The sequence below is a fragment of the Acidimangrovimonas sediminis genome, from assembly GCF_002871005.1.
GTDB classification, from domain to species: Bacteria; Pseudomonadota; Alphaproteobacteria; order Rhodobacterales; family Rhodobacteraceae; genus Acidimangrovimonas; species Acidimangrovimonas sediminis.
The window spans coordinates 269,445-294,713 of record NZ_PHSN01000001.1 but is presented as its reverse complement, the minus strand read 5'-3'; the positions used below and the strand labels follow the sequence as shown (position 1 = coordinate 294,713).

The window sequence follows — 25,269 nt, the reverse complement described above, 5'->3', positions numbered from 1 at the left end:
GGCGCAATCCTCGGCCAATTGACATGTACAGACATTGAACATGAAAACCTTGTGGGCCTTTCCTTCAATCACGTTGACCGTTGCTCGCCCGAGCCAACTGCGCGAGGTTACGGATGACCGGTTCGGAAAGGCCGCGCCGCAACGTTGGCCATCCCAATGGAAGGTCGGCAGAGGGCCGAAGATACCTGCCTTTGGAAGTTTCCGACGACTTGCGTTTAATAGAAATTTGGAACAGTCTCTCTTGATGGGACTGGTTTATCAAATCAACTTCATCGGCCACGATGCGTGGATACATAGCGGGTTCGACCCGCGCCTGTCTCAGGGCGACGTCATTACTCGTGACGGAGAGATCATCGGCACGTGGCGCGTTTTAGGCTATGATCCAAATGATGAGTATTCTAGCGGGCTTTTTGAATTTTCGGCTTCTGGGGAAGGAGTGGCGAAGTTCACGGCAGACTTTGCAATGCTTGATGTACGCAATAGCCGGGGCGCAGCGCTGTCAACGCTGTCTAGAGCCATCAGAGAATGGTATGAGGCCAGCAACGCAGAGAACTCGCAATAGTGCGGCAGTGGGAAGAATGACGGAAATGCAGGCTGTATCCTCAGCAGTGCCGGTATCCGCCTGAAAGCCGGTTGGGGCCGACATTACCCCCTCTCTGCCGCTCAGGTTTCTTGCGGAAAGGTTTACGCTTGGCGCGCCGTTACGTCGCATATGTCGACCTTAGTCATACCGACGGGTAATTGAGTTTGCGCTGGTGATCATCAATTCTAGCACCTCGATTGTAGACCGATCAGGCACACCGTTAAAGCTCTTCACTCTTTCTAGCGCGCGTTTGGCGGATTCCAGTATTTCTTGTGGTCTTCTCTCTCTTGCGTTCGAGGTGTCCAAAGCGTTTTGGAGGGCTATTGCCGCGTGATAAAATAAGAACGGCGGGTCGGACGAGAACCTGTCTTCGAGCCAACTGATGTCAGCTGACATCGGCACCATTTGCATCATTGCTATCGCAGCTAAACGACTACCTGCCGAACCTGACTCCTTATACTTATCCAAAAACTCTACGAGACTAGGGGAGAGCGAACGCATTTGAACGACAATTCGCGTCATAGCACGTGTACGGATCTCGCCCGAAGGAAGATTGCGTCGAAGAGCGTCAAATTCAAAGCACAGTCGGTTTAGTTCATTCAAAAGAGGCCGCGAGCCTAGGTCACTTTTCTCAACCGCAATTCGGGCGGCAACGTCTTTCTGATTTGGCGTGACCTTCCCGGCTTGCTCTTCCTTTTCCGCATCAGCCAAGCGCTCAAGCTCAACCTTCACGCCCGCGATCGAAGCCGTCTTTACGCGATCAAGCATAGATGGAATGCGATTAATGGCGGATCGCAGCACGTCCCTAAACAGTAGAGCTGTTAGGAATAGCGCTAAAGGCCATGCAACCGCGCCAAGGACCGCAGCAACCGCAGTTAAGAGTTTGGCCCAGTCGTCCATTGTCACCCCGACGCCAACATTCAATCGTTAAGCTCGCTGGACCTTACCCATGTGACACTCTATCGGCCAGCTAATAACATGCTTAGACAGGCCGCCGCGTGCGGTGATCGCTGCGGCGCACCAGCTCTGACCTACGTTCGCTTGTGAGTGAAGGATAGTTCGCAGCGCTAAGGATGAAGGTCGGCTCTGGGCCGGTTTCCCCACCGATGTAGCCGTCCTGAATAGCTAACCGTGCTCGGCATACCTGTCACTGCGGTCGTGGGATAAGTCTGCCCGGGGATAGGGGAACCTCGCCTAAAAGCCGAATTGCGCAACAGAGTCGTGCTGATCGGCAGTGACTGTTCGGGTCCGCGACCAATGAGTTCGGACCGAGGACACAGATCGTAAACTCAGAGCTTCAACAGACTTTCCGCGATTTTCGCTGAGACTGCTCTCCATTCAAATTGTGCGACATGCGAGTCAACGAGGGCCTCAAGGTCAACCGTCCGGGTCAGACCATTGTCGAGAGAGATCCTCGCCTCTGTATCGCGCTGGCTGCGCGCGATGCCATCCACGACTACAGCGATGGCGTTCGCCAACGCGACAATGTCACCTGGAGGCACGAGACGGCCTAAATCTCCCGCGACATGAGGAATATTGTAGCCCGCGTATCCGACCGGAATGCAGCCGGCGCGCAAGGCTTCGACTATCGGTTTGCAAAAGCCCTCGTGATAGGAGGGGATCACGAGTACATGCGCCTCGGCCAAGAGGCGATCGCGCGCGGCGTCGTCCACCTCGCCCAGGAATTCTATGCGGTGAGGAGAGGCCGCTGCCCGAACGTTGATCTCAGCGATGATCCCCGAATCCGAAAAGCTCGCGTTCCCCGCCAGCCGCAGACGTAACGGCGGCAATTCAGATGGATTGAGACGATCGAGCGCATCGAGCAAGTCGATGATGCCCTTGGATTTCACCATTCTGCCAAGGTACAGGAGCTCGACTTGCTGGTCTGGCTTGTCCTTCAGGACTGAGCGCGCCGGGGTCTCGACCAAGAGCGGACAGACTGTCACCGCAGGGTGACGAAGACCGAGAGCCTCCAGCGCCAGCACGTTCGTCTGGCTTGCCGCCCAGACGGCGTCCGCCTCAGAGAAGAGGTAAATCTGCTCTATCGACCGATCAATGATCGGCTTCGCCGCAGCCGGAAGGAATCGGGCAGGCGTAACGTTATGAAAATACACAACCTGTTTCGCCTTGCCGTTGCCGACCAGCAGGTAGTTGAAGATCGTAGAGAACACGCCGAAATGATAGATGATCACGTCGGCGGCGGCGAAATCGGGGTGTTCGAACAGGCGAAACGGTTCGCCGACGACGGTCGAGCGGACCTCAGGATACTCGTTGCTACCGGAAATCAATGTCGCGGAATAGCCTTCCAACGCCTCGATGATACGCCAGTTGTTGATGGCGGCACGGGAAATGGCGTCATTGCGTGCCAGGATCGGCGCAACGATCACAACCCTGACGGTCATGTGCCTCCCTCCAGGTCCGCACCTTCCTGCCAGGAACTCGCTACCTCCCGCATGAACATGTCAAGTTCCTCGGCGATCTTGTCGGCGCTGAAATGCGTCTCGAAGCGCGCGCGCGCCACCGCCCCCATGTGGCTGCGCATCGCGGGATCTCTTATCAGACTATCGAGTGCGGCCTCTAGCGAGTCAGCATCCGCGGGCTGGGCAAGAATGCCGGAGACGCCATCCTCTACTACGTCCAGCATACCGCCGGCGGCGCAGCCGATGACCGGTTTCCCAAACATCATACCCTCCAGCAGCATCAGACCGAAGGATTCGTAACGCGACGGCCCCACCATGATGTCGCAGGCCTCGTAGAAGCCCCGTAGCTGGGCCTCGTCGACCTCGCCGTGGAACTGGATCCGTTCCGCGATGTCCCGGGGATGATTACGGGCAACGAAAAGTTCCTGGTAGGTCTTTCCGTCCTCCGACGCGATCTTGTTGTTGCCTACGATGTCGAAGTGCAGATGCGGGTACTTCTCGAGCAGCTTCGGCGCCACCTCAAGCAGGATGTCGATCCCTTTGCGCCGTTCGAGCCGGCCGACAAACAGGACGCGGATCATGCCATCCTTAAGCGGTTTTGGGGATGTGCGCGGCAGCAGAGTCCAATCCGCGAGGCCATGCGGTATCAACCTCACCCGCGAATCTCCCTCGTCGATGCCATAGGAATCTACCAACCCCTTCACGAGCTGGGCGCTGTTGGCGTGGAGGGCATCGGATTTGAAAAGCAACTCCTTCTCGACCTTTAGCATTGGCGTGCCATGGCTCGTCATATACTGCTCGTCATCAAGCCAGTGTGGGTGACTATCGAGCCAGAACCGCAGCGTCGTTTGCAGGGCGAGGAGAAGCGGGAATTTCCGCCGGCGCAGCACACCGATCCCCTCGCTATCCCAGATCGGCGCGTAGACTGCCGAAACCGGACGTGTCTGGTCTATTTCTTCGATTCGGTCGGCGACGGTGGCCGCGCGGGCATAGAGCTGTTCGGGCATCGAACTGAGATCTTCTGGCAAGGAGCGCGCTTTTGTCGACGGCAGTCGCTCAACCCAGACACCGTCTTCGAAGTCAATGCGCGGGTGCGCTTCGGTGCTGGCGATGATGCGCACATGGTTTCCTCGCGCGGCTAACCCACGCGAGAGTTCTTGCATGTTTCTGCCAATTCCGCCGACCCGCTCCGGAGGAAATTCCCCCGTAACCAGTACATAGTGCTCGCGTCCGTTCGCGGGTGTAAGGCGTGGAAAGCTGACGAAGGCCGGGGGTGGTCGCATACTCGCGGGTTCAAGCGTTCTGCGCTGCCCGCTGAGACCGCGACGCATGCCGACCTCCCAAGCGCGCGACAGATCGGCGTCGAAGGCCTCGAGGTCGCTCCAAGGAAGCCGCCCGGCTTCGCAATGGAATTCCAGATCCCGCCGGCTGTCCTCAGCAAAGCGGAGCATGTCGCGCACAGCATGATCAACCGAGTAGTGACCGTGGTTGTTGATCAGCGAAAAATACAGCTTGTTCTTCAGGACGGCGTAACGCGCCCGGGTGATGCGATTTGCATCGCGAATTTTGCTGGGCAGGAACTTGTGATGCACGATGGCGTCAGGAAGTTGTCGAATCGTCCAGCCACGGTCGACCATGCGACAGCAGACATCCGTCTCATCGAGATAGAACTCGTATTCTTCATCGAACGCGCCAACCTCGAGAAGCATTGACTTGCGGAAGGCACTGTTAGTTCCCTGAAGGTAGGGAAACTCGTAAGAATAGGGGAAGTTGAAGTGATCCGCGGGCGTCTGTCGCTGCCAGTCGGCATTACCCAGGCGATTTGCCGAAGCGTAGCGGTACTGCGGCCACCAGCCGGTGTGATCCATGACCAAGCCGCCGGTACCGGAGACCAAGGGGTCCTCGAATGGTGCAATCAGTTGCCTCAGCCATTCGGGTTCGGGGTTTCCGTCGTCGTCGATGAAGGCGACGAAGTCCCCGCTGGCTGCGCGAATACCGATGTTTCGCGATTCCGAGAGATTCCGGTTCGGGGTGCTGAATACCTTGATGGCATCGCCCCATCCGGCCACGATCTCGGCGGTGCCGTCTTGGGTAGGTCCGGTCACCACGATGACCTCAAACTCCGGCCCCTCGAGATACTGCAGGGACTTGAGGGTCTGGGCCAAGGCGGCGGCGCGACCGTCCGTTGCGATCACAATAGAAGTGCAAGTCATACGGCGCTCCAAGCTTCGACTTCCGCGAATTTCGGAGACCAAGGGCACCGAGAAACGAGAGATGTGCCGGGGCAGTTACGATCGAATATAGCTGCCATGTCGACGCCCTCACCCCCCAAATTAACGCACATTCCACTCACCATAGAGATGTTATTTGAAAGCAATTCGAAAATCAGGCGTACTTGAATTCCGCCACACTTCGCTTAAGACTTGGCCGCTGATGCGATTTGGTGCGCCTCGCCACTTCGGTATTCCTAAGAATACTGCGGTGATCGGTAGGGCTAGACGAAAACATCTCAAGCGCCCTATGCCTCGGGCTTCCTCCCATAGATCTCGAACTCGAAGCACTTTCCATTCCGTCGCCCGGTAACGGGAACTTCGATATCGACGAAGCCGGCTTCAGCCAATAGCTCAGCCATGCTGTCAGGCGACAAAAGGTTATAGTGGTAATCGCCGTCATAATCCTGGGCACCGAATAGCACTTCGCGGAAATCCTCGAACCCGTAGGTTCCAGCACCAGCCGCCGAGATCATAGCAGTGGCATCCGGGGTAATCGCACTGAGTTTGCCCCCCGGCTTGAGGCAAGCGAACCAGTGCGGAAGCAGCTTGCGGCGTAGCGCCTCCTGAGGGAAGTGCTCTACGAGGTGGGAAGAGAAGATCTCGTCTACCGAGCCTTCTTCAAAGGGCAGTTCGCCGACATTCGACTTTATGTCGACATTCGGTAGTTCGCGCATGTCGACATTCACGTAGCCTTCGAGCGTGATATGACCACAGCCTAGATTCAGGCGCAGATTACCCTCGCCGCGCATCCGTTCCACCTTTGCCTCGTCAAGCAGCTTTGCGGGCATAGCCGCCGCCGTATTGGAGCGCGAGAGACCAGATCCATGGTGAAATTCATAGAAAATTTCGCGGCGCACGAACTCGATGCGTTCCCAGAGGCTTGCAATCGAGCGCTCGTTCGCAGACACTCTTTCGTCTTGGGGGGCCAAGCGTCGGGCGAATTCCGCCTGCATTTGTTCGATAGCCTCCTGCTGCTGTTCGCTCAGGGTGCCTAGCCTTTCCTTACTATCCATCAGAACGTCCAAGGACGCTTCTGCCTTACCAACTCTGTGCGCGAGTGCCGGCACCGTGCCGACAGCGTTCAGGACCCGAGGAACCATTGCCTCAATGGCATCGAAGCGGTCCTCGAAGAGAGCAACCCTCCCTTGTAGATCAGCAAGTTCGTTTCGCAGTTCGTTGGATCGGTCGTGTGCGCCCCTTTCAATCGCATCTGTCTTAGCTCGGAGCTGCGCGACTCGGCTGTCGTTGCGAGGCAGGCGAAAAAAAGCTTCGACTAGATGGAGAATATACCCGAGGACTGGGATTTTATAAATTTTCTTGTCTCTGGACGCCATGAACTAAGTTCCGAACATATTAATGTACCCCTGTCATTTAGGCGCACACATTCAAGTCAGACAAGAGCCTGTCTCAGGCGCGCGCGGGGCTGTTGCGTCGAGGTGTCAGTAGGTGCGGTCGGTAGTGCCGTGAGCGGTGGTGTAGGAGGCCGCCAAAGAGCAGGCCGGACTGGTGCATGCGCGGGTTCAGCCCGAAGTAGCTCACCAGCTTCTGCGGCGACTTGAAGCGGTTGATGCCGCCGATCGCGGCCATCAGTCCGGCAGCGACCGTCAGATTGATGCTAGCGATCGTCAGGAGGCGATGGATCGCCTCATCTTCCAGCGCGTCCTGAGCGTGGCGCGCGGTCGCGGCCTGTTCGTCCTCCGGCCCGGCTGACGTGTCAGTCAGTCCCGGCCACGACGGTTGAAGAGATCGGCATTCGGGCACTTCGGTGTTGATCTTTTCAAGTCAGTTACAATTGAGCACCCGACCTAAACAGGGCGCCTTAACATCCTGAAGTTCCCCCAGATCAGGGCGGTATAGACTGCGGCCCGCTCAGGTCGTGTCGGTCAGATCCAACCATGCCCTTCTTGAATCTGATCGTCGTCATCACTCTCTCCGCTCGGGCCGCTCAGCGCGGGCCTGTCTTGTCGATCGCGGCGCGGAAGTCCCGCACCGCCTGAAGCTTGGAATTGGCGCAGCGCCGGCCGTGCATCTCGGCCGAGGCCGCAAGCGAGAAGTCCATCTCGTTCGCCGGCCGGGCCCCGGACCAGCCCGGGCAATCCGTCAGGTCGAGGCCCCGCAAGGCCGCCGTGACCCCGGCCCCCGGCTCAGGGCCACAGGCGCCGAGCAGCGCCAGCGAGATAATCGCTAAGAGGCGCATCGCCCCCGGGGTCCGATTGCAGCGCATGGTCTCTCTCCGTCGCGGTTGCGTCGATCTCGGCCCGGCGGGCATCGTCGGCCTGCCGGATGCGTGCGGCCTCCTCGTAGGCCGCCACCTGCGCCTCCGAGGCGGCGAGGTCCTTCCGGGTGGTGACCAGCGTGGCCGCGAGGCTGGCGGCGCGGTCGATCTGCCACCACGCGACCCCGGCCGCCGCCAGCGCCAGGGCCGCGAGCGCCGCTGCGATGTAACCGAGGAAAGGTTTGACGAACCGCCCGACGAGCGAGCCCAGCAGGCCGGTCAGCCCCATGCGATCGTCCTCGCCCGGAACTGGGCCTGCGTCATCCGCAGGGACGGCGACATGAATTCCTCGGCCCGGAGGATCCAGCCGCCCTTCCCCCCTGCCCGCGTCCTCGCATACTTGCGGTTCGCCGGCCGCGCGTCGGCGATCCCGAAATAATAGCTGCGCCGCGCCACCGCGTAGGCATCGGCAATGCTGCCCCCTGCCGCCGCCTCGGCCGAGGCGACAGCCCCGAGCGTCTTCGGCCCGATCGCCCCGTCATCGGCCGCCGGAAACCCCATGCTCGTCACCAGGCGCTGGAGGATCTTCACCGCGTTGTTGCCGCTGTTCACGTACATGTCGAAGACCTGCACCCGAAGCTTCGGATCGCGGAGCCGGTCGATCTGCGGGCGGCGATAATAATGCTCGATGAAGATCTCGACCGCCTGGCGCTGCGTCAGCAGCTGGACGTCGCGCGTGTCGACATCGCCGTCATGGTCGAGGTCGAGCCCGAGGCGCCGCATCGTCCCGAGGGTCACGCCCCAGTTCGTGGCGCCGCCGAGGTCGTCGGGATCGTTCACGTAGCCACCCTCACGGGCGACGATCCCCATCGCGATCTCTTCGACGGAATAGCTCATGGCGCGCTCCTCTTCGTCATCCAATCCATCCCGAACGCCATCGCGGCGCCGAGGAAGGCGGGGTCCAGCAGCAGCTTGAAGACCTCGAACGCCCGGTCACCGAGCCAGATCGAGGCGGTGCCGAGCCCGATCGTGAAGACCAGGACCAGCCCGAAGAATTCCCGCTTGTAGGTCTTCACCGCTGCAGTTCTCCTTTCCTGAGAGCCTCGTAGAGCAGGCTCTTGATGTCCTTCATGTCGCTGGCGATCTGGGCGACGCTGGTGGCGGTGGAGGCGGTCGAGATCTCGACCTGACGGATGCGACCGCTATTGGCGTCGATCCGGTCATCCTGCCGGGCGTCATTGGCCTTCTGGTCGGCGGCCGTGCGGGCCACCGTGCCCTCAAGCCGGCCGACCTGCGCCTTCAACTCGTTCTGCGAGGATTGGAATTTGGTCACCTGCGCCCCGACCTGGTACACGGCGGACCCGATCCAGACGGCGGAGCCGCCGAGCGTCCCAAGGATGGTGATCAGTGCAATCCAGTTCACCCGCAGAACGGTGTGCCCCTCTTCGGTTTTCTCGAGCTTCATCGGCACGGCGCCCCCTTGTCTGTCTGCACTCGGCAATCGAACGCCCGGCCGTGGTGACGGCCGGGCGTGTCTGTCGCGATGGATCTGGCTGGAGGACGCTAGCGCGCGGCGGCGGCCGTGAAGAAGGCGTCGATCGCGTCCGCGTCGAGATCGTAGACCTCTGCGACGAAGCTCATGAACGTGTCGCCCATGCTGATCGTCGTCAGGGTCGCGATGGTGATCTGGAGGTCGGCCTGTTCGGCGTCGGAGCGCGCAGACAGAGCCTCGGAGAGCCTGGCGGGCAGCGTTCCGGTCGTGACCGCAGTCACCGCTTCTTCCGTGGTGACCAGACCTGCTGATCTTGCCTGAAGCCAGAACTGCGTCTTGGTGATCGTGGTCGGCGCCGCCACCGGATCCGCCGCCCGGTCAGAGGTGCTGAACCCCTTCCCCTTCACAGCGAAGACCTTCCGCGCGGCGATGTCATCCATGATGCCCGCGATCTGCGCCTCGGTCACCGCGATCCCGCCGCCCCCCGTCGAGGTCGAGAGCGTTCCATAGCCTTTGTCGTCGATGAACAGCTGCATCAGACGCACACCCCCCAGATGCTCATGTTGACCGCATAGTTCGGCCCGATGTTCTGTGTCTTCTTCATCCAGAGGCGGATCGTGTAGCTATGCCCGATGGTCAGGTTGCCATAGGCGATCCCGCCGGCCGCGGGCGCGGCATAGCCCAGCCCGCTCTGGTTTTGCGTGGAGGACCCGAACTGCGCCCCGGTGTTCGCGTTTGCCCCGGAGGTGTTGTCGTAGATCTCAAGGTAGGCAAGGAAGTCGCACCCGTCGTCATGGTTGCAGCCGATGGCGAACCGCGCCGCGGCACTGACGAACCTTCCGGTCGCCGTGAACGTCACGCTCAGTCGGTTCTGGAACGAGGTGGTCAGATCGGAGGTGTCCCCGCCGGATGCGGAGATTGCCTGCTTGCGGCCCTCCATCTGCCCGAGGTTCACGGCGTTGCCGTCCTCGATCGCCGCCGGGACCGCGACCTGGCCGGTGAACGTGGCGCCGGCCGCCGTGGGCGACCAGGTGCCCGCCGCCTGGTCGAAGGTGCCGAGCACGATCCACCCGCTGTTCGTGCTGTTGCGCATCTTCAGCGTGCTGGTCGTGGAATTGTAGACAAGCTGCCCGGCCCATGTGGTGGAGGGATCGTCACTTCCGATGTTGGTCGAGATCACCGCCTCCAGCATGGTGAGGAGCTCCCGGAAGGCATCGGCCCCCGCAACGCCCGAGGTCAGTTGAAGATCGGTCTGGCTCATGCTGCCTCTACCCCATATCCGAGTGCCTGATAGTCCAGCTGGGCGGTGTGCGTGCTGACCGCGCCCGCGCTGTCATAGATGGTGATGGTGAACCCGCCGGGCCCTTTGCCGGTGATCTCGTAGCGATCGCCGCTCTCAAGGTTCGAGAGGGCGACCTGCAACGCCTTGAGCGAATGCAGCGGGCTTGCGAAGGCGATCGTCGCGGATCCCGTGACGTCGATATCGGCCCCGGAGATCCAGCGGTCCGGCATGTCGATCGCCACGGATATGCTTCTGACCACCGGCGTCAGCGAGCTGTCCTCGCTCGACAGCTTGAGGCGGAACCGCCAGGCGCGGGCGGTGATGTCCGACACGACGAAGGTCCGCCAGTCCGTCCACACGGGCGATCCGGCGGGATCGTCGTCGGTCGTGCTCACCTGGATCTGCACGTTGATCCGGTCGTAATCCTCGGCGGTGCCGTCCCAGGGCGCCGTCCATTCGTTCCAGGGGAGCGACAGCTCCTCCCACGAGACGTCATCGCGGTGGAGCTCGACCACGACGCGGGGCGTGATGCGCATCCTCATCGCCTGCGAAACCTCCGGCATCGCCCGCCGCGCCTTTGCCGCCCGGGGGCACGACGTCTGGTCCTGCGACCTCGACCCGGCCGAGGACGGCAGCAACCGGCACATCCGCTGCGACGTGCGCGACGGGATCCTCACCGAAGGCTGGGACCTGCTCGCGGTCCTGCACCCGCCCTGCACGCGCCTCTGCCGCTCCGGGCGGCGCTGGATGTCCGGTCCGGGCAAGTGGACCGCGCCGAAGGTACTGCCGCAGGGCCGCAGCTGGGCCGACATGCGGGCGGAGTTCGAGGAAGGCGTGAGCGTCTTCACCGCGTGCTGGTCGGCGCCGATCGCACGGGTCGCAATCGAGAACCCCGAGATGAACGATCTCGCGCGGGATCGCATGCCCGCGGATCTTCCGGCACCGCACATGGTGCAACCGTTCTGGTTCGGTGAACCACGGTACAAGGCCACCGGCTGGTATCTGCGCGGTCTGACCCCGCTGGAGCCGACCGACATGCTGGAGGAGCCCGAGCGCGGCTCCGACGCGTGGAAGCGCTGGAACGAGGTTCACCGCATGCCGCCCGGGCCGGAGCGGGCACGGCTGCGCAGCCGGTCATTAACCGGGATGATGGCCGCCGCAGCGGATCAGTGGGGCGGTCAGGCCGCTGCCGCAATCACAGCTTAACAGGGTGTCGCACACCATGCTGACCTTCGATTTCACCCCCCGCCTCCTGCCCGCGCCACAGGCCGCGCACTACATCGGCGTGTCGGTCAGCACCCTCGCGAAACTGCCAATCCTTCGGCGCGAGCTGCGCGGCAAGCGGGTCTATGACCGGCTCGACCTTGACGAGTATGTTTCGACGCTGCCCTATGAGGGCGCCCCAGAGAGCGAAAGCGAGGAGCAAAGCGCGTGCGACAAGGCATTCGGCCTGTGAAGCTTCCCCGCGTCAACAGGGTCGGCCGCTATCGGTATCACCGCGTCACCGGCGCCCGCCTCCCCGCCCTGCCGGAGACGCACCCGGATTTCGTAGCGGCATGGGCCGCGGAGGACGCGAAGGGCGCGCCGCAGAGGACCAGGGGCAAGCCCGGTTCGATCGCCGCCACCTGTGGGGCCTACCTGAAGTCGGAACAATATCTCGGCCTCTCGTCCGCCTACCGCCGCATCATCCGCCGGAACATTGACGAGATCTCGGAGAAGTACGGTGACGCGCCGATGTCTGGCGTGCTCGACCGGCATATTGAATCGGATCTGGCGAAGCTCAAACCGCATCCGTCCCGGCAGCGCCTCAAGGCCTGGCGCCAGCTCTGCACCTGGGCGAAGGATGCCGGACTGATCAAGCGCGACCCGTCAATCGCGATCAAGGCCAAGCGGGCGCCGAAAACCGAGGGCCACGTTGCCTGGACGAAGGACGACATCGCCAAGGTTCGCGAGAAATGGCCGATCGACAGCCCGCGGCGGCTCGCGGTCGAGCTGGCCTTCTGGACGGGCTGTCGGATCTCTGACCTTGTCACGCTGAATCGCGGAATGGTCGGCTCGGATGGCGTGCTGACGTTCCGCCAGGCGAAGACGGGTGGCCTTGCGCACGTGCCCTGGAGCTGCGCCCTCCCAGCGTTCGCGGACGTGGAGACCCATCGGCACCTGATGGCCTGCATCGAGGCGCAAGGAGGCGCCATGCTTTACTTGACGACGGCAGCAGGCAAGCCGCGCTCCGCGAAGGCCGTGGACAACTGGATCGCCGAGAGCGCGCGAGAGGCAGGCCTCACCGGCAGGAGCGCGCACGGGCTACGCAAGGCGCGGCTGACCGACCTCGCGGAGCGTGGCGCGCCGGCGCTGGCGATGATGAGCTGGGGAGGGCACGAGACGCTTTCCGAGGTCCAGCATTACATCGAGGCGGCGAACCGGAAGCGGTCGATTTATGGGGTGGAACAGGAGCAGAACATGCAAAAAGCTCGTTCCTAACTGCAAAATCACCACTTTTATAAAGCAATATCAGCAGCTTAAAAATTAGGTGGCGACCCCGGGAGGACTCGAACCCCCAACCTTGGACTTAGAAGGTCCCTGCTCTATCCGGTTGAGCTACGGGGCCGCTGCCGTCCAGATGCCCGAGCGCGCCGCAGGGTTCAAGTGAAACCTCGCGCAGACGCGGAGCGCGGCGCCCGAGCCGGGCGCCGTCGCGGGGGAGATGGGGCGCAAGGCAGGGCGTCAGCCCAGGGTGAGGGTCATGAACACGCTGTTGGGATCAGCCACATAATCGGCGAAGGGCGGGCATTCGGCGAACCCCGCCGCGGCATAGAGCGCGCGGGCCGGGGCGAAGGCGGGCTCCACCCCGGTTTCCAGCGACAGCCGTGCAAAGCCGGCCGTGCGCGCCTCGTCGATCAGGTGGGCGACCATGCGCCGGGCGTGACCGCGACCCCGAGCCTCGGCCGCGATATGCATCGACTTGATCTCGGCATGATCGGGTGTCAGCGCCTTCAGCGCCCCCATCCCGACCACCGCGCCCCCGTCGCTGAGCACGTAGAACCGGATCCCCTTCCCCGCCAGCGCGGCCGGGTCCAGGGCATGCACGCTCTCGGGCGGCGAGGTGTCGCGCATCAGCTGCAGGTGCCGCGCCAGCAGGTCGGCGACGGCGGGCGACAGCGGATCGCCGGTGGCGATGGTGGCCCCACCGGCCGTGGGAAGGGCCGGCGCGCTCATGGCTTGCTCCTCCCCTTCAGCGGCCCCATGTCCTGACCGTTGATCATGAGGTGCCCCTCGGGCGAGGACTGGATCGACCAGTTCAGATCGCCGTTCGCGCCGGGTTTCGAGAACCCGCGCGCCAGCATCAGCATCGGCACTGCCTTGGACTTGAGCTCATCCGGCATCCCGTCGACCGCCTTGAGCAGCGTGTCGTATCCCTTGGCCGTCACGAGGAAATCGAAGCTGGGCGTGCTGCCCTCGGGCGCGATAAGGGCGTTACCGTCGACCGTCAGCGCGTAGCCGTCGCCGATCACCGCGCTGTCCGAGGTGGCAAGCTTGAAATGCCCGTCGGGCAAGATCGCGGCGGCCAGCTTGTCCTTCATCTCGGGGCGTCCCGGGTCGGTGCCGCTGCGCAGCGCCTCGACCAGGATCTTCGCCGGCGCGGCAAGGTCGAAGCCGCTGCCGCGCAGATCCAGCACCACCTTCTCGGGCATCAGCGGCACGGTCCAGGGCGGCATCATCCCCTCGGGCACCGACAGGCCGTCGAGGGTGAGGGTTTCGCGCACGCGGCCGTCGGGCACGACCCCGGCCATGTCCACGTCGGCCGCCAGGTGATCGATGCCGAATTCCCCGATCGGCGTCTGGATCTTCACCGTGTCGGCACGGCTCGTGCCCTTGACCGCGTCGAAGAGCGGCAGCGCGGCCGAAATCGCATCGGCCAGCTCGTCCTTCGCCGCCTTGACCTCGAGGTCCGAGGGATGGGCAAGGAACCAGCGGTAGAGGCCGAGGATCCCGGCGATGCGCACCCCCTTGCCGTCAATGCTCTGCTGGCCGGTCTCGGCGGTCGCGGTGAAGCTCAGGCCCCGGCCCGACGGGCTGCCGTCGGCCTTCAACGGCGGGTCCATCGAGACCGTCTCGGTCAGGCCGGAAAAGCTCTGATCGACGCTGAAGTCGGCACTGTCGGCGCTGCCCCCGACGGTGGCGCGCGCCTCGACCCGGTCGAGCGCATAGCTGGTCCGGGTCGCCGGCGCGCCCTTGTCGTGGGTGGTCGAGGTCATCTTGACGTCACGCAGGCCGGTGCGGCTCTCGCGGAAGGCCATCAGCGCCTCGTCGAAGCTGCCGGTCGAGGTGACATCGGCGATCTGCAGCGACTGCTCCATCTTGCCGCGGACCTTCAGCGAGGCGTCGAAGTCCTTGATATTCATATCGGTCTTCCACAGGCCGCCGCCAAGATCGGTCAGCCTCTGCGTCAGCCTCGGCAGGGTCACGCTGACGTCCGGCGGCAGCTTCGCGATCAGCGGGGCCGGGTCGATCGTCAGGGTGTAGTGGTCGCCGTCCGGCACCACCGACACGACCCCGGGCACATCGCCAAAATAGCCCGAGATCGCGGTTTCAAGCCGGGTTGCCCCCGCTTGGGTGGCCGGACGGGCGGAGGGCGCCGCCGCAGATTGGCTTCCCCCGGTCTGCGCCCGCGCCGCGGTCAGGAGCGGCGGCGTCGCAAGCATCGGGGCGGCAAGGGCGAGCGCGGCGATCAGAACGGTCGCGGCGGGCTTCGGTCTCATCCGGAAAACTCCTGGCATCGGACTGGTCGTTTCGCGGGCCACCCGGGTGCCGGGGCCCTGATCCGACTGTGACGCCCCGCGCGCCCGGTGTCCAGTTCGGGGCGCCTCCTAGGGGGGATGACGCGGATGCGGGCGGCCCACCCACGCCTTCCGGCGACGCCAGGGGTTTCCCTTGGATTGACGCCATGCCGGGGCATTCGAGGATCGCCGCCGGACCGCCGCATTTCCCCGACGCGGCAGGCGCAGGTTCGGCCCCTAGTTCAGCGTGAACCGGATCGGCGCGGTCAGGGCCAGCTCGGCCCCCGGCGGCGGGGCCGGCATGGGCGAGGCGCGGCGCACCATCGCGACCACCGCGGCGTCGAGATCCGCATGACCCGAGGAGCCAATCACCCGAACCGAAACCACCTGCCCCGCCGGATCGAGCCGGAACATGACGGTGACGACGCCGGCCTCTCCCCTTGCCCGCGCCCCGGCTGGATAGCGCTTGTAGCGCATCAGATGCGCCTCGAGCCGGGCGTGCCAGTCGGCCAGAGCCCGCGACGAGGCCGCCTGACCGGCAGAGGAGCGCGGCGCCGTCGTCCGTGCCGCCTGCCGGACGGGCGCCGCCGCCCGCTGGCTGGCGCTTCGGTTGGCGCTCCGACTGGCACGCAGACTACGCGCCGGCGAGACCGCGGGCCGGTCATGGGGGCGCGGCGAGGCGTCCGGCGCCGCGGAAGACGCCGCCGGCGGTGGTCTTGCGGGGTTGGCGGGTTCCGGCGGCGGCGGGTCCGGCCGGAGCACCGCCACAGATTGTGGCCCCGATTGCGCCCCCGGCGGTGATGCCCGCAAGACAGGCGCCGCCGCGCCGACCGCTGGCACCGCCGGGGGAATATCCTGCGCCGGGGCGGTGGCGGGACGTGGTGGCGTCACGGCCGCGTCGGGGGCGGCTCTATCGGGTGACGGCGTGTCCGGCACGGCCTGCGGCTGGCGCCCCATGGCCATCGCGGCGCTGTCGGCCGCGCTGGCCTCCGGGGATAGGTCAACCATCACCGCGGGCGCCGCGGCTTGCGGCGACGGGCTCTGCCGCGCCTCCAGCGCCCAGCCCACCGCCCCGGCATAGGCGAGCCCCACGACCAGCGCGGCCCCGGCCCATCGGCCCCGGCCGCCGCGCTCTGCCTCCAGCCGCTGAGCCCAGCCCGTCACCCGCCCTGCCCTCCGACACCGCCCGTCTCCAGCCCGACCAGCGCGATCTTCAGGTAGCCCGCATCGCGCAACCGGTTCATCACCGCCATCACCGCGCCATAGCTCAGCCCCCTGTCCGCCCGCAGGAACACCCGCGTCCCGCGGTCTCCGCCGCTGGCCCGGTCAAGCGCCGCGCCAAGCGCCCCCGGCGTCACAGAATGCGCGCCCAGGGTCAGCGACCCGTCCGCCTGCGCGGTGAGGTAAAGCGGCGCGGGAGGACGCTGCGCAGGCCGCGCGGTGGATCCGGGCAGGTCGACCGGCACATCGACGGTGGCCAGCGGCGCCGCCACCATGAACACGATCAGAAGCACCAGGATCACGTCGATGAAGGGGGTGACGTTGATCTCATGCGCCTCCTCCGCCAGCCCCGCGTCGTCATCCCTCCGGCGGAGGCGCCGCGCCATGGCTCAGCCCTCCCGGCCGGGCAGGCGGCGGTAATCGGCATCGCGGCTGACCAGCCGCTCGATCCCGGCCGCCACGTCGCGAAGCCCGGCGCGGTAGGCCGCCGTACGCCGGGTGAAGAGGTTGTAGATCACCACTGCCGGGATCGCCGCCACCAGCCCCGCGGCCGTGGCCATCAGCGCCTCGGCGATGCCCGGGGCGACCACGGCAAGGTTGGTCGTCTGCGCCTGGCTGATGCCCACGAAGGCGTTCATGATGCCCCAGACCGTCCCGAACAGCCCGACGAACGGCGCCGTCGCCCCGATCGTCGCGAGGATGCCCGTGCCGCGCCGCATACGCCTGAGCGCATGCGCCTCGATCTGGTCGAGCGCCGAGGCGACCCGCTCCTTCATCCCCTCGGTCCCGGCCCGGTCCAGCGCGCCGGCCGACAGCGCCGCCTCCTCACCCGCCGCGGCGATCATGAGCGCGGCAGGCCCCGGCCCGGCGCCCGCCTCCGCCGCCTCGTCCAGCCTGCGCGCGGTGGCCAGCACCAGCGCCACGCGGCCAAGGGCGCGGCGGGCGCCCGCGAATTCCACCATCTTCGCAAGCCAGATCACCCAGGTCGCCAGGCTGGCCAGCCCGAGCAGGATCATCACCGCCTTCACCACCCGATCGGCGTGCAGGAACATCCCCGCGGGCGACAGGTCGCGCGGCAGGTCGGCGCGGGCTGCGGGGCCAGCGGTGGGGGGGGCGTGGGGCCCTGCCCGGGCGGTATCGGCAGGCGCACCGGGCGCGGGCACCGCCGCCCCCCGCCCCGCGGTGGGTCCGCGCAAGCCGTCCACCCCCGGGATCGCCCCCGGCGAGGTCCTCCCGCCCCGGACCGCAGACTCCCCGGCTTTCGGGAGGGGGCCGCCATCGGCACCGGGGATTGCACCGGGCGATGGACTTTGCGATGGGCTTTGCGAGGAGTTTTGCGGGACGCTCTGTTGCGGCACCGGCGCCGTCACCGCAGGCGCATCCTCCCCCGACGCCAGAGCGCTTTGCGACAGCGCCGGCCCGGGCAGCACCGCGGGGCCAATAAGTGCCAGCGTCACGAGACCCGCAACAAGCCAGTCCGGCAGTCGCTGCGGCAAAGCGGGAGGGGCGTGGCGGAGGGGCATGGCGCTGGCTCTCGGCTGGCATCCCCGGCGGGGACCTCGCCCCCCTCGTTACCCACTCGCAGGCGGGTTGTGAACACCATGCGCCGCCGCGAAGCGCCGCATCTCGGCCGGTGCCGGCCCCGCGCCGGTGAAGGTCTTCACGTAATCGGGGATCCGGGTCATGCGCAGGTCCATCGTCTCGGCCACCTGCATCGAGATATAGCCGATCTGCACGAGATAGACCGTCCGCGCCCGCACGTCCGCCTCCCCCTCGGCAAAGCCGAAGCGCGCGAACATCGCCCGGATCGCCCGCAACCGCGCCGCGTCGGCCGCGTTTACCCGTGCCGCCACCGCCGGGTCGCCATGCGCCCAGCCGCGCACCGCCCTCTCGAACCCCGCACCGAACGGCCCGTCCTCGAGGAAGATGCCGATGAGGTTGAGCACCGCCTCCTGCACCGTCTCGGAATAGCGTTCGGTCGCCGCCACCAGCGAGCCGGTATTCCCGGCCTCCCACAGCTCCAGCAGCGCGTCGAGAAGGGCCGCACGATCGGCAAAGAACCAGTAGAAGCTGGTGCGCGCCAGGCCCAGCCGGGCGGCCAGCGGCTGGATCTTGACCGCATCGAGCCCGCTCTCCTCAAAGGCCGCACGGGCCGCGTCGAGCCAGAGCGCGCGCGAGCCGCGCCAGCCGCCGGCTTTCTCCGCGCCGGTCTTCTCCGCGCCGGTCTTCTCTGCGCTCGTCTCGACGCTTTGTGGGGTGTCGTCCTGCATACCCCTGCATAGCCGCCGGGCAGCGGCAGGGCAAGAAAATGTCCACCGATGAACCCGGACTTGACACAAGTGAACATTCTGCGGAATCGTTCGCTCAGCAACCGGAGCCCCGCCATGTCGAACGATCCCCTGCTGCAGCCCTATCAGCTCAAGCATCTGACCCTGAAGAACCGCATCATGACCACCGCGCATGAACCCGCCTACCCCGAGGACGGGATGCCCAAGGCGCGGTACGTCGCCTATCACGCGGAACGGGCGAAGGCGGGGGTGGCGCTGGCGATGACCGCGGGATCCGCCGCCGTGTCGAAGGACAGCCCCCCGGTCTTCAACAACATCCTCGCCTACCGCGACGAGGTCGTGCCGCATATCCGCAACCTCACCGACGCCTGCCACGAACACGGCTGCGCGGTGATGATCCAGCTCACCCACCTCGGCCGGCGCACGACCTGGTCCAAGGGCGACTGGCTGCCCTCGGTCTCGTCCTCGAAGCACCGCGAACCGGCGCACCGGGCGTTTCCGAAACGCGCGGAGGACTGGGATATCGCGCGGATCATCGGCGATTTCGCCGACGCGACGGAGCGGATGAAGGCCGGCGGCATGGACGGGGTGGAGCTGGAGGTCTACGGCCACCTGCTCGACCAGTTCTGGTCGCCGCTGACCAACGATCTGGAAGGGCCCTACGGCGGCCAGACGCTGGACAGCCGGATGAAGCTGGTGCTGGACGTCCTCGCCGGGATCCGCAAGCGCGTGGGCGACGACTTCCTCGTCGGCGTGCGCTTCACCGCCGACGAGGTCGAGGCCCGCGGCATCGACCCCGAGGAGGGTCTGGAGATCGCCAACCGGCTGAAGGCCTCGGGCCACGTCGATTTCCTGAACGTCATCCGTGGCCGCATCCATACCGACCCGGCGATGACCGACGTGATCCCCGTGCAGGGGATGAAATACGCCCCCCACCTCGATTTCGCGGGCTCGGTCCGTGCCGCGACCGGCCTGCCGACCTTTCATGCCGCGCGCATTCCCGATGTCGCCACCGCGCGCCACGCCGTGGCCTCGGGCCTTCTCGACATGGTGGGCATGACCCGCGCCCACATGGCCGACCCGCATATCGTGCGCAAGGTCGTCGAGGGCCGCGAGGATGAGATCCGTCCCTGCGTCGGCGCCACCTTCTGCCTCGACCGGATCTATGCGGCGGGCGAGGCGCTGTGCATCCACAACCCCGCCACGGGGCGCGAGCTGACGATGCCGCACACGATCACCCCCGCCGCCATCCGCCGGAAGGTCGTCGTCGTCGGCGCCGGCCCCGCGGGGCTGGAGGCCGCCCGCGTCGCCGCCGAGCGCGGCCACGAGGTGACGGTGTTCGAGGCCCAGCCCGACCCTGGCGGCCAAGTCCGCCTGACCGCGCTGAACCCGCGGCGGCGCGAGATGATCGGCATCATCGACTGGCGCATGGCGCAATGCGCCGCGCGCGACGTGACCTTCCATTTCAACACCTTCGCCGAGGCCGCGGACGTGACCGCGCTCGCCCCCGACGTGGTGATCGTCGCGACCGGGGGCCTGCCCAACACCGAGCTCTACGAAAGCGGCCATGACCAGGCGAACGTCATCAGCGCCTGGGATCTGATCTCGGGCGACGCCAAGCCCGGGCAGGAGGTGCTGATCTACGACGAGAGCGGCGATCACCCCGGGCTGATGGCGGCGGAAGTGGCGGCGAAGGCTGGCGCGACGGTCGAGGTGATGACGCCGGACCGCATGTTCGCCCCCGACATCATGGCGATGAACCTCGTGCCCTACATGCGCGAATTGCAGTCCCGCGACGTGACCTTCACCGTCACCCGCCGCCTCAGGGACGTCACGCGCGAAGGCAACCGGCTGGTGGCGACGATCGGCACCGACTACAGCGATTTCACCAGCACCAAGAGCTACGACCAGGTGGTGGTGAACTACGGCACGATGCCGCTGGACGATCTCTATTTCGATCTCAAGCCGCTGTCGTCGAACCTCGGCGAGGTCGATTACGAGGCGCTGATCGCCGGCCGCCCGCAGCAGGTCTCCTCCAACCCCGATGGAGGGTTCCAGCTTTACCGCATCGGCGATGCGGTCAGCAGCCGCAACACCCATGCCGCGATCTACGACGCGCTGCGCCTGGTCAAGGATCTCTGACCCGCGCTGCCCCGCGCCCCCTCACCCGACGGGGCGCGGGGCAGCGCGGAAAATGAGCAGGAAAAGGAAAAGGGGGCCCGGAGGCCCCCTTCCCTGTCGTCCGTAAGGACCGGCAGATTACATCATGCCGCCCATGCCGCCCATGTCGGGCATGCCGCCGCCGGCCGGGGCACCATCCTTGGCGGGACGGTCAGCGACCATCGCCTCGGTGGTGATCAGCAGGCCGGCGATCGACGCGGCATCCTCGAGCGCGGTGCGCACGACTTTGGCCGGGTCGATGACGCCGAACTTGAACATGTCGCCATATTCTTCGGTCTGGGCGTTGAAGCCGAACTTCAGATCGTCCGATTCGCGGATCTTGCCCGCGACGACCGAGCCGTCGACACCGGCGTTCTCGGCGATCTGGCGCAGCGGCGCTTCCAGCGCCTTGCGGACGATCGCGATACCGGCGTTCTGGTCGCTGTTGAGGCCTTCGACACCGTCAAGCGCCTTGGCACCCTGGATCAGCGCCACGCCACCACCGACGACCACGCCTTCCTGCACGGCCGCGCGGGTCGCGTTCAGGGCGTCGTCCACACGGTCCTTGCGCTCTTTCACTTCGACTTCGGTCATGCCGCCGACGCGGATGACGGCGACGCCACCGGCGAGCTTGGCCACACGCTCCTGCAGCTTCTCGCGGTCGTAGTCCGAGGTGGTTTCCTCGATCTGGGTGCGGATCTGACCGACACGCGCCTCGATCTCGGCCTTGTCACCGGCGCCGTCGACGATGGTCGTCGCGTCTTTGGTGATCGTGACCTTCTTGGCGGTGCCGAGCATGTCCATACCGACGTTCTCGAGCTTCATGCCGAGATCTTCCGAGATCACCTGACCGCCGGTCAGGATCGCGATGTCCTGCAGCATGGCCTTGCGGCGATCGCCGAAGCCCGGAGCCTTGACGGCAGCGATCTTGAGGCCGCCACGCAGCTTGTTGACCACGAGGGTCGCCAGCGCTTCGCCTTCCACGTCCTCGGCGATGATGAGGAGCGGCTTCTGCGACTGGATCACCTGCTCGAGGAGCGGCACCATCGGCTGCAGCGACGAGAGTTTCTTCTCGTGCAGCAGGATGAGGCAATCGTCGAGATCGGCGATCATCTTGTCGGCGTTGGTGACGAAGTAGGGCGAGAGGTAGCCGCGGTCGAACTGCATGCCTTCGACGACTTCGGTCTCGGTCTCGAGGCCCTTGTTCTCTTCGACGGTGATGACACCCTCGTTGCCGACCTTCTGCATCGCGTCAGCGATCTGCTTGCCGATTTCGGCTTCGCCGTTGGCCGAGATGGTGCCGACCTGGGCCACTTCGGCCGAGTCGTTCACCGGGCGGGCCGCGGCCTTGATCGCGTCGACGACCTTGGCGGTGGCCAGGTCGATGCCGCGCTTGATGTCCATCGGGTTCATGCCCGCGGCGACCGACTTCATGCCTTCCTTGACGATGGCCTGGGCCAGCACGGTGGCGGTGGTGGTGCCGTCGCCCGCTTCGTCGTTGGTGCGCGAGGCAACTTCTTTCACCATCTGCGCGCCCATGTTCTCGAACTTGTCCTCAAGTTCGATCTCTTTGGCGACAGAAACACCGTCCTTGGTGATGCGCGGGGCACCGAACGATTTCTCGATGACGACGTTGCGGCCTTTCGGGCCGAGGGTCACCTTCACCGCATCGGCGAGGATGTTCACACCCTTCAGCATCCGGTTGCGGGCATCCGAATTGAACTTGACGTCCTTGGCAGCCATGTTGCTTGCTCCTGGTTGTCTGACGTTACGTTGAAAAGTCTGCGATCCCGGCGCCTATCAGGCGATGATGCCGAGGATGTCGCTTTCCTTCATGATAAGCAGCTCTTCGCCGTCGACGGTGACCTCGGTCCCCGACCACTTGCCGAAGAGAACGCGGTCGCCGGCCTTCACGGCCATCGCGATCAGCTCGCCCGAGTCCTTGCGCGCGCCTTCGCCGCAGGACACGATCTCGCCCTCGGCCGGCTTTTCCTTGGCGCTGTCGGGGATGATCAGACCGCCCTTGGTCTTTTCTTCGCTTTCGACGCGGCGGACCAGCACGCGGTCATGCAGCGGTTTGAATGCCATCTGAGAACACTCCCTAGGTTCCAGTTCAAATCTGATTAGCACTCACTCGGGGTGAGTGCCAACGAGATCGGACTTAGGCAACCGGTCTGGGCCTGTCAAGCATCCACCCTTGCATTTTGACCCTGCATGTCGGCCCCGCATTCCGAAGCTACCCGGCCTCGGCGACGAATGGCGCGGCTGTTGGCAATCCGGTGTTCCGGTGGCAGGTTTCCGCTGACGGCCGCCGGACCGGACGGCGCGGAGGGAGGCCGGGGGTAAGGCGTGTGAGGACAGGGGTGTGACGATGACGACAGGACGCTGGCTGAGGCGTGCAACGGCGGCAGGCGGGGCCCTCGCGCTGGCCGCATGGCTCGGGGCTCTCGCACCCGTGGACGCGGAAACCGCCGCCTCCCCTCCGGCACCGGCTGCCACCTGTTCGGGCCACGACCTGATCGCCGGCATAACGGCGGCGCAGAAGGCACGGCTGGTGGGCGACGCGCCCTACCCCACCGGCAATCTCTGGCAGGCGACGCGGGGCGACGAACAGGTGACGCTGGTCGGCACCTATCACCTCGACGACCCGCGCTTCGCGCCGATGCGCGCGCGCATCGCGCCGCTCCTCGAACGCGCCTCGGCGCTTCTGGTCGAGGCTTCCGCCGAGGACCAGCAGAAGCTGAGCCGGGAAATCGCCGCCGATCCGTCGCGGATGTTCATCACCTCCGGCCCCACCCTGCCCGATCAATTGCCCGAACCGCTCTGGCAGCAGCTGAGCGCGGCGATGAAGGCGCGGGGCATCCCCACGATCCTCGCCGCCAAGTTTCAGCCCTGGTACGTGGCGATGATTCTGTCGATCCCGCCCTGCGCGATGGCCAGCCTGCGCGACGCGCAGAAAGCGACCGGCGGCGGCCTCGACCGGCAACTGATCCGGATCGCCGAGGCGGAGGGCGTGCCGGTGCGCTCGCTCGAGCCCTGGAACACCACATTCAAGATCTTCGACACGCTGGGCACCGGAGACCAGATCGCGATGATTCGCAGCGCGCTGGCTATGGACGATCCCTCGGGCGACATGTTCGTGACCACGGCGAACGCCTATTTCCGCGGCCAGCACCAGCTGATCTGGGCGCTTGGCCGCGCGCGGTCGCTCGACCAGCCGGGCGAGGACCCGGCGGCGCTGAAGGCGGATTTCGCGCAGGTCCAGTCGGTGATGCTCGACGACCGCAACCGCGCCTGGCTACCGGTGATCGAGACGGCGGCAGCCAACGGCCCGGTGGTTGCGGCCTTCGGCGCCGCGCATCTGGGCGGCCGCGACGGCGTGCTCGCGCTGCTGCATGGGGCAGGATGGACGCTCACCCGCCTCGATCCCTGATCCCGGCCACCGCTCCGCCCCATCGCGTGGCCACATCGACCGGGCCCGCCGCGATCTGCCTCGCCGCGATCTGCCGCGCCGCGCCCCGCCGGGCGATGCCGCGGCGCGGCGAGGCCGGGGTGACAATCTTCGGCCGAGTGCCTATAAGACGCCCGAAATCTACCCTTTCGCAGCGGATGTTCCCCATGATCAAGGTCTTCGGCCACAAGTCCCCCGACACCGACGCCACCCTCTCGCCCGTCATCTGGGCCTGGTACCTGAGCGAGGTGAGGGGCACCCCCGCCACCCCGGTTCTGCTGGGCGAACCGAACACCGAGGCCGCCTTCGTCCTCGACCGCTGCGGCGTGACGAAGCCCGAGATCATCGCCGATGTGGCCGAGGGCGAGGAATGCGTCGTCGTCGACACCAACAACCCGGCCGAGCTGCCCCCCTCGATCAACGAGGCGAAGGTGCTGCAGGTGATCGACCACCACATGCTGGCCGGCGGCCTGAAGACCAAGACCCCGATCGAGATCACCATCCGCCCGCTGGCCTGCACCGCCACCGTGATGCACGACCTGATGGGCGACGATGCCGCCAAGATGCCCGCGGGTATCAAGACGGCGATGCTGTCGTGCATCCTGTCCGACACGCTGGAATTCCGCTCCCCCACCACGACCGACCATGACCGCGCGGTGGCCGAGAGACTCGCGGCCGACCTCGGCATCTCCGTCCCGGACTACGCGGGCGAGATGTTCGCCGCGAAATCCGATGTCTCGGCCTTCTCCGACGCAGAGCTGCTGCGCATGGATTCGAAGGAATACGAGCTGGGCGGCAAGCAACTGCGCGTCTCGGTGCTGGAAACCACCGCGCCGCAGGTCCTCCTCGACCGCAAGGACGCGCTGATGGGGGCCATGCCCGGCGTCGCCAAGGAAGACGGCGCCGACCAGGTCCTGCTCTTCATCATCGACATCCTGCGCGAAGAGGCCACCCTCCTGGTGCCCACCGGCCTCGTGAAGGAAATCGCCGAGAAAAGCTTCGGCGCCACCGTCTCGGGTGACACTGTGGTGCTGCCGGGGATCATGAGCCGCAAGAAGCAGATCATCCCGGCGCTCGCGATCTGAGGGCAGGACAGCGGGGGCCAG

27 protein-coding genes and 1 tRNA gene are annotated in these 25,269 nt (G+C 65.5%); 7 read left to right on the top strand and 21 right to left on the bottom strand.

What is annotated here, in order from left to right; translation table 11 throughout:
- The first annotated feature begins 40 nt into the window (after window positions 1-40).
- A complete protein-coding gene (locus tag CVV76_RS25295; RefSeq protein WP_233192658.1) occupies window positions 41-562 on the top strand; it encodes a hypothetical protein in 522 nt (173 codons plus the stop codon).
- A gap of 159 nt (window positions 563-721) precedes the next feature.
- Here the strand turns inward: CVV76_RS25295 and CVV76_RS24580 are convergent, their stop codons facing one another.
- From CVV76_RS24580 to CVV76_RS01230, 12 genes are all read right to left on the bottom strand, one after another.
- Window positions 722-1,483, bottom strand: coding sequence for a hypothetical protein (locus tag CVV76_RS24580; RefSeq protein ID WP_146010222.1), 762 nt, complete (start codon window positions 1,481-1,483; stop codon window positions 722-724).
- A 389-nt stretch (window positions 1,484-1,872) separates the two neighbouring features.
- Window positions 1,873-2,985: a glycosyltransferase family 4 protein gene (locus CVV76_RS01280; RefSeq protein WP_102222797.1), complete on the bottom strand. Its 1,113-nt coding sequence runs from the start codon at window positions 2,983-2,985 to the stop codon at window positions 1,873-1,875.
- Window positions 2,982-5,216, bottom strand: a complete 2,235-nt coding sequence (locus CVV76_RS01275) for a glycosyltransferase (RefSeq protein WP_102222796.1) — start codon at window positions 5,214-5,216, stop codon at window positions 2,982-2,984. Before CVV76_RS01275 ends, CVV76_RS01280 begins: the two co-directional genes overlap by 4 nt.
- A 305-nt stretch (window positions 5,217-5,521) precedes the next feature.
- A complete protein-coding gene (locus CVV76_RS01270) occupies window positions 5,522-6,610 on the bottom strand; it encodes a methyltransferase domain-containing protein (RefSeq protein ID WP_102222795.1) in 1,089 nt (362 codons plus the stop codon).
- A gap of 73 nt (window positions 6,611-6,683) precedes the next feature.
- A complete protein-coding gene (locus CVV76_RS01265; RefSeq protein ID WP_199178460.1) occupies window positions 6,684-7,037 on the bottom strand; it encodes a transposase in 354 nt (117 codons plus the stop codon).
- 383 nt (window positions 7,038-7,420) lie between these two features.
- On the bottom strand, window positions 7,421-7,780 hold the full coding sequence (locus tag CVV76_RS01260) for a hypothetical protein (protein WP_102222794.1): 360 nt from the start codon (window positions 7,778-7,780) through the stop codon (window positions 7,421-7,423).
- Window positions 7,771-8,388, bottom strand: coding sequence for a holin-associated N-acetylmuramidase (locus CVV76_RS01255; RefSeq protein WP_102222793.1), 618 nt, complete (start codon window positions 8,386-8,388; stop codon window positions 7,771-7,773). Before CVV76_RS01255 ends, CVV76_RS01260 begins: the two co-directional genes overlap by 10 nt.
- Window positions 8,385-8,567, bottom strand: a complete 183-nt coding sequence (locus CVV76_RS01250; protein ID WP_102222792.1) for a hypothetical protein — start codon at window positions 8,565-8,567, stop codon at window positions 8,385-8,387. The genes CVV76_RS01255 and CVV76_RS01250 overlap by 4 nt, the downstream gene beginning before the upstream one ends.
- Window positions 8,564-8,956 (bottom strand): hypothetical protein, encoded by a 393-nt coding sequence (locus CVV76_RS01245; protein WP_102222791.1) that lies wholly within the window; start codon window positions 8,954-8,956, stop codon window positions 8,564-8,566. The genes CVV76_RS01250 and CVV76_RS01245 overlap by 4 nt, the downstream gene beginning before the upstream one ends.
- Window positions 8,957-9,054: 98 nt before the next feature.
- The gene (locus tag CVV76_RS01240) at window positions 9,055-9,519 is read right to left on the bottom strand and encodes a hypothetical protein (protein ID WP_102222790.1); all 465 of its coding nucleotides are present in this window, start codon (window positions 9,517-9,519) and stop codon (window positions 9,055-9,057) included.
- Window positions 9,519-10,244 carry a hypothetical protein gene (locus tag CVV76_RS01235; RefSeq protein WP_102222789.1) on the bottom strand — a complete coding sequence of 242 codons (726 nt, stop codon included), beginning with the start codon at window positions 10,242-10,244 and terminating at the stop codon, window positions 9,519-9,521. The genes CVV76_RS01240 and CVV76_RS01235 overlap by 1 nt, the downstream gene beginning before the upstream one ends.
- Window positions 10,241-10,801: a hypothetical protein gene (locus CVV76_RS01230; protein WP_146010221.1), complete on the bottom strand. Its 561-nt coding sequence runs from the start codon at window positions 10,799-10,801 to the stop codon at window positions 10,241-10,243. The genes CVV76_RS01235 and CVV76_RS01230 overlap by 4 nt, the downstream gene beginning before the upstream one ends.
- On the opposite strand from CVV76_RS01230, the gene CVV76_RS01225 reads away from it, so the two are divergent.
- The 3 genes from CVV76_RS01225 to CVV76_RS01215 are packed head-to-tail and all read left to right on the top strand — an operon-like array spanning window position 10,794 to window position 12,746.
- Window positions 10,794-11,471, top strand: a complete 678-nt coding sequence (locus CVV76_RS01225; protein WP_102222787.1) for a hypothetical protein — start codon at window positions 10,794-10,796, stop codon at window positions 11,469-11,471. The genes CVV76_RS01230 and CVV76_RS01225 overlap by 8 nt on opposite strands.
- Before the next feature lie 16 nt (window positions 11,472-11,487).
- A complete protein-coding gene (locus CVV76_RS01220) occupies window positions 11,488-11,721 on the top strand; it encodes a DNA-binding protein (RefSeq protein ID WP_102222786.1) in 234 nt (77 codons plus the stop codon).
- Window positions 11,697-12,746 carry a tyrosine-type recombinase/integrase gene (locus CVV76_RS01215; protein ID WP_158243083.1) on the top strand — a complete coding sequence of 350 codons (1,050 nt, stop codon included), beginning with the start codon at window positions 11,697-11,699 and terminating at the stop codon, window positions 12,744-12,746. The genes CVV76_RS01220 and CVV76_RS01215 overlap by 25 nt, the downstream gene beginning before the upstream one ends.
- Window positions 12,747-12,796: 50 nt before the next feature.
- Here the strand turns inward: CVV76_RS01215 and CVV76_RS01210 are convergent.
- The 7 genes from CVV76_RS01210 to CVV76_RS01180 all read right to left on the bottom strand — a co-directional run bounded on the left by CVV76_RS01210 (window position 12,797) and on the right by CVV76_RS01180 (window position 18,534).
- Window positions 12,797-12,873: transfer RNA gene (locus CVV76_RS01210), tRNA-Arg, on the bottom strand.
- A 116-nt stretch (window positions 12,874-12,989) separates the two neighbouring features.
- A complete protein-coding gene (locus CVV76_RS01205) occupies window positions 12,990-13,481 on the bottom strand; it encodes a GNAT family N-acetyltransferase (protein ID WP_102222784.1) in 492 nt (163 codons plus the stop codon).
- A complete protein-coding gene (locus tag CVV76_RS01200) occupies window positions 13,478-15,025 on the bottom strand; it encodes a hypothetical protein (RefSeq protein ID WP_102222783.1) in 1,548 nt (515 codons plus the stop codon). The genes CVV76_RS01205 and CVV76_RS01200 overlap by 4 nt, the downstream gene beginning before the upstream one ends.
- 255 nt (window positions 15,026-15,280) lie before the next feature.
- Window positions 15,281-16,207, bottom strand: coding sequence for an energy transducer TonB (locus CVV76_RS24575; RefSeq protein ID WP_146010220.1), 927 nt, complete (start codon window positions 16,205-16,207; stop codon window positions 15,281-15,283).
- On the bottom strand, window positions 16,204-16,650 hold the full coding sequence (exbD, locus tag CVV76_RS01190; RefSeq protein ID WP_102222781.1) for a TonB system transport protein ExbD: 447 nt from the start codon (window positions 16,648-16,650) through the stop codon (window positions 16,204-16,206). The genes CVV76_RS24575 and exbD overlap by 4 nt, the downstream gene beginning before the upstream one ends.
- Window positions 16,651-16,653: 3 nt before the next feature.
- On the bottom strand, window positions 16,654-17,460 hold the full coding sequence (gene exbB / locus CVV76_RS25290) for a tonB-system energizer ExbB (RefSeq protein WP_269844474.1): 807 nt from the start codon (window positions 17,458-17,460) through the stop codon (window positions 16,654-16,656).
- Between the two features lie 375 nt (window positions 17,461-17,835).
- Window positions 17,836-18,534: a TetR/AcrR family transcriptional regulator gene (locus CVV76_RS01180; protein WP_102222779.1), complete on the bottom strand. Its 699-nt coding sequence runs from the start codon at window positions 18,532-18,534 to the stop codon at window positions 17,836-17,838.
- Window positions 18,535-18,648: 114 nt separating this feature from the next.
- On the opposite strand from CVV76_RS01180, the gene CVV76_RS01175 reads away from it, so the two are divergent.
- A complete protein-coding gene (locus tag CVV76_RS01175) occupies window positions 18,649-20,694 on the top strand; it encodes an NADH:flavin oxidoreductase (protein WP_102222778.1) in 2,046 nt (681 codons plus the stop codon).
- Window positions 20,695-20,811: 117 nt separating this feature from the next.
- Here the strand turns inward: CVV76_RS01175 and groL are convergent, their stop codons facing one another.
- Entirely contained in the window at window positions 20,812-22,455 is a 1,644-nt protein-coding gene (groL, locus tag CVV76_RS01170) for a chaperonin GroEL (protein ID WP_102222777.1), read from the bottom strand.
- 57 nt (window positions 22,456-22,512) lie between these two features.
- Window positions 22,513-22,800, bottom strand: a complete 288-nt coding sequence (locus tag CVV76_RS01165; RefSeq protein WP_102222776.1) for a co-chaperone GroES — start codon at window positions 22,798-22,800, stop codon at window positions 22,513-22,515.
- A 283-nt stretch (window positions 22,801-23,083) separates the two neighbouring features.
- On the opposite strand from CVV76_RS01165, the gene CVV76_RS01160 reads away from it, so the two are divergent.
- Window positions 23,084-24,145 (top strand): TraB/GumN family protein, encoded by a 1,062-nt coding sequence (locus CVV76_RS01160; RefSeq protein WP_102222775.1) that lies wholly within the window; start codon window positions 23,084-23,086, stop codon window positions 24,143-24,145.
- Window positions 24,146-24,330: 185 nt separating this feature from the next.
- Window positions 24,331-25,248, top strand: coding sequence for a manganese-dependent inorganic pyrophosphatase (locus CVV76_RS01150; RefSeq protein WP_102222773.1), 918 nt, complete (start codon window positions 24,331-24,333; stop codon window positions 25,246-25,248).
- Window positions 25,249-25,269 lie beyond the last annotated feature (21 nt).

What these genes read in the sequence shown, in the direction of transcription:
- CVV76_RS25295 (WP_233192658.1), top strand. Translation starts at nt 41, where the DNA reads ATGAAAACCTTGTGGGCCTTTCCTTCAATCACGTTGACCGTTGCTCGC.
- CVV76_RS24580 (WP_146010222.1), bottom strand. Translation starts at nt 1,483, where the DNA reads ATGGACGACTGGGCCAAACTCTTAACTGCGGTTGCTGCGGTCCTTGGC.
- CVV76_RS01280 (WP_102222797.1), bottom strand. Translation starts at nt 2,985, where the DNA reads ATGACCGTCAGGGTTGTGATCGTTGCGCCGATCCTGGCACGCAATGAC.
- CVV76_RS01275 (WP_102222796.1), bottom strand. Translation starts at nt 5,216, where the DNA reads ATGACTTGCACTTCTATTGTGATCGCAACGGACGGTCGCGCCGCCGCC.
- CVV76_RS01270 (WP_102222795.1), bottom strand. Translation starts at nt 6,610, where the DNA reads ATGGCGTCCAGAGACAAGAAAATTTATAAAATCCCAGTCCTCGGGTAT.
- CVV76_RS01260 (WP_102222794.1), bottom strand. Translation starts at nt 7,780, where the DNA reads ATGGGGCTGACCGGCCTGCTGGGCTCGCTCGTCGGGCGGTTCGTCAAA.
- CVV76_RS01255 (WP_102222793.1), bottom strand. Translation starts at nt 8,388, where the DNA reads ATGAGCTATTCCGTCGAAGAGATCGCGATGGGGATCGTCGCCCGTGAG.
- CVV76_RS01245 (WP_102222791.1), bottom strand. Translation starts at nt 8,956, where the DNA reads ATGAAGCTCGAGAAAACCGAAGAGGGGCACACCGTTCTGCGGGTGAAC.
- CVV76_RS01240 (WP_102222790.1), bottom strand. Translation starts at nt 9,519, where the DNA reads ATGCAGCTGTTCATCGACGACAAAGGCTATGGAACGCTCTCGACCTCG.
- CVV76_RS01235 (WP_102222789.1), bottom strand. Translation starts at nt 10,244, where the DNA reads ATGAGCCAGACCGATCTTCAACTGACCTCGGGCGTTGCGGGGGCCGAT.
- CVV76_RS01225 (WP_102222787.1), top strand. Translation starts at nt 10,794, where the DNA reads ATGCGCATCCTCATCGCCTGCGAAACCTCCGGCATCGCCCGCCGCGCC.
- CVV76_RS01230 (WP_146010221.1), bottom strand. Translation starts at nt 10,801, where the DNA reads ATGCGCATCACGCCCCGCGTCGTGGTCGAGCTCCACCGCGATGACGTC.
- CVV76_RS01220 (WP_102222786.1), top strand. Translation starts at nt 11,488, where the DNA reads ATGCTGACCTTCGATTTCACCCCCCGCCTCCTGCCCGCGCCACAGGCC.
- CVV76_RS01205 (WP_102222784.1), bottom strand. Translation starts at nt 13,481, where the DNA reads ATGAGCGCGCCGGCCCTTCCCACGGCCGGTGGGGCCACCATCGCCACC.
- CVV76_RS01200 (WP_102222783.1), bottom strand. Translation starts at nt 15,025, where the DNA reads ATGAGACCGAAGCCCGCCGCGACCGTTCTGATCGCCGCGCTCGCCCTT.
- exbD (WP_102222781.1), bottom strand. Translation starts at nt 16,650, where the DNA reads ATGGCGCGGCGCCTCCGCCGGAGGGATGACGACGCGGGGCTGGCGGAG.
- CVV76_RS01180 (WP_102222779.1), bottom strand. Translation starts at nt 18,534, where the DNA reads ATGCAGGACGACACCCCACAAAGCGTCGAGACGAGCGCAGAGAAGACC.
- CVV76_RS01175 (WP_102222778.1), top strand. Translation starts at nt 18,649, where the DNA reads ATGTCGAACGATCCCCTGCTGCAGCCCTATCAGCTCAAGCATCTGACC.
- groL (WP_102222777.1), bottom strand. Translation starts at nt 22,455, where the DNA reads ATGGCTGCCAAGGACGTCAAGTTCAATTCGGATGCCCGCAACCGGATG.
- CVV76_RS01165 (WP_102222776.1), bottom strand. Translation starts at nt 22,800, where the DNA reads ATGGCATTCAAACCGCTGCATGACCGCGTGCTGGTCCGCCGCGTCGAA.
- CVV76_RS01160 (WP_102222775.1), top strand. Translation starts at nt 23,084, where the DNA reads ATGACGACAGGACGCTGGCTGAGGCGTGCAACGGCGGCAGGCGGGGCC.
- CVV76_RS01150 (WP_102222773.1), top strand. Translation starts at nt 24,331, where the DNA reads ATGATCAAGGTCTTCGGCCACAAGTCCCCCGACACCGACGCCACCCTC.